Below are 1,970 nucleotides of genomic sequence, written 5' to 3'. Positions count from 1 at the left end.
GCGCGCACCCGCGTGCCCGGCTGGGCGGGGCGCCCGTCCAGCAGCACGGCGTGGGTCAGCCACAGGCGGCGGCGCGCGCGCAAACCCGTGCCAAGCGAAAGAAGGGGGGGAGTGGGGAGTGCACCGTCCATGGACTGGGCCAACTGGGCCAACTGGGCCAATTGGTCCAGCAATTGGGGCAGCAGTCGGGCCAGGGCGGCGTCAAGCCGGGCGCCGTGGTCCTCCGGCGTGATGCATGCCGCCCCGGTGTCCGCCCTAGCGTTCACCGGACGGGGCCGCCAGCGCCCGTTCCGCCGTGGACATGGCGCCCACGCGCAATGGCACGGCCACCCTGAAAGTGGCGCCGTTGCCGGGTTCGCTTTCCACCCACACCCGGCCTCCATGCGCGGTGACGATGCGCTTGACGATGGTCAGCCCAAGGCCGGTGCTGGCCTCGCCCGCCGTGGGACGCGCGCTGAGCTTTTCGAACGAGCGGAACATGCGCTCGCGCTCTTCGGGCAGGATGCCGGGGCCTTCGTCCGCCACCTCGAATACCGCTTCCGGGCCGTCCACGCGCACCGCCACGCGGATGCTTGTTTGCGGCGGGGTGAACTTCACCGCGTTGCTCAGCAGGTTGTCGAATACCTGGGCCATGCGGCGCGGGTCGAACATGCACTGGGCGTGCTCGAACTGCTTGTCGATGCGGATGTTCTTGGCGCCCGCCGCCAGAGAGGCGAAGGACAGCCGCTCCGCCGCCAGCACGGCCAGGTCGCCGGGATGCAGCACCAGGTCCAGGCGACCGCTTTCGATGACGGTGACGTCCAGCAGGTCGTTGACCAGTTGGAGCATCTCGTTGCTGGCCTGATGCATGGTGCCCAGCACGCTGCGCTGGTCATCGGTCAGCGGTCCCAGCACCCCGTCCAGCAGCAGGCGGCTGAAGCCCCGGATGCCGTTGATGGGGTTGCGCAGGTCGTGCGCGGCCATGCCCAGGAAGCGGTTCTTGACGTCGTTCAGTTCCACCAGGGTGCGGGCGCGTTCCACCGTTTCCACATTCTGGAGCACCCGGCAGTACAGTTCTTCGCGCAGGAAGGGCTTGGTGATGAAGTCGTCGGCGCCGTTCTTGATGAATTCCACGGTAAGCGGGCGTTCGGCGTGGACGGAAACACCCATGATGGACAGCGTCTCGCGCGGGTAGCGTTCGCGGATGCGGCGGGTCAGCTCCAGGCCGTCCATGTCGGGCATCATGAAGTCGGTGATCACCAGCATCACGTCGGGGTTGCGCTCCAGCACGCGCAGGGCCGTGGGGCCGCCCGAGGCTTCGTACACCTGGAACATGTAGCGGCGCAGCTCTTCCTTCATGAAGGTGCGCATGGAGGGCGAATCGTCCACCACCAGGATCTTGGCCGTGCGGTTGCGGTGCAGCCGGTCCACGGCGCGCACCACGTTGTCCACGGCGTACTCGTCCTTGATGATGTAGTCGATGACGTCCTTGGAAAGAATGTAGCGGCGGGTGGTGTCGTCCAGGCGAGAGGTGAACACCAGCGAGGGCACCTTGCGGGCGCGGGCCTGGTCCACCACTTCGCCGTCGGGGGCGTCGGGCAGGGTAAGGTCGAGGATGGCGAGGAACAGGTTGGGTCCCTGTTCGTCCATGATGCGGACGGCCTCGGCACACGTGCCCGCCGTGAGCACGGAAAAACCGAGCCGTTCGGCGATGCGCGTGCGCAGTTCGTCTGCGCTGGCGCGGCTGTCCTCGACGATGAGGATGAGCGGATGCGTCATGATGCTCCGTGCGGGCGTGCTGGCTTGCCGGTCCCACGGGAAGGGTGCGGCAGTGGCAAGGTGCGTCATTTCACACCGATTTGCAAGCACCCGTGAAGAGCCCGGACGGCAGGGGCATGTCGGTGCGTCCGGCAGGGCGGATGGCCGGGCATGTGGCCGGGAGCGGGGCGTGGGGCGCGTGCCAACGCACGGGCGATCCCGCACGCGGGGCG

Annotated in this window: 1 protein-coding gene and 1 pseudogene; both read right to left on the bottom strand. The window is 68.0% G+C overall.

Going from position 1 to position 1,970, the window contains the following annotated elements; translation table 11 throughout:
* Window positions 1-266, bottom strand: a pseudogene (locus FVW27_RS14365) (RNA pseudouridine synthase); the annotation flags it as partial.
* The gene (locus tag FVW27_RS14360) at window positions 256-1,758 is read right to left on the bottom strand and encodes a response regulator (RefSeq protein WP_167126352.1); all 1,503 of its coding nucleotides are present in this window, start codon (window positions 1,756-1,758) and stop codon (window positions 256-258) included. The gene FVW27_RS14360 and the pseudogene FVW27_RS14365, both read right to left, overlap by 11 nt.
* Window positions 1,759-1,970 lie beyond the last annotated feature (212 nt).

Origin of the sequence: Nitratidesulfovibrio liaohensis (assembly GCF_011682075.1) — a bacterium.
Lineage (GTDB): Bacteria > Desulfobacterota > Desulfovibrionia > Desulfovibrionales > Desulfovibrionaceae > Cupidesulfovibrio > Cupidesulfovibrio liaohensis.
Note: the sequence above shows the minus strand (reverse complement) of the source record. Positions and strands in the feature narration are given on the sequence as shown.

What these genes read in the sequence shown, in the direction of transcription:
- FVW27_RS14360 (WP_167126352.1), bottom strand. Translation starts at nt 1,758, where the DNA reads ATGACGCATCCGCTCATCCTCATCGTCGAGGACAGCCGCGCCAGCGCA.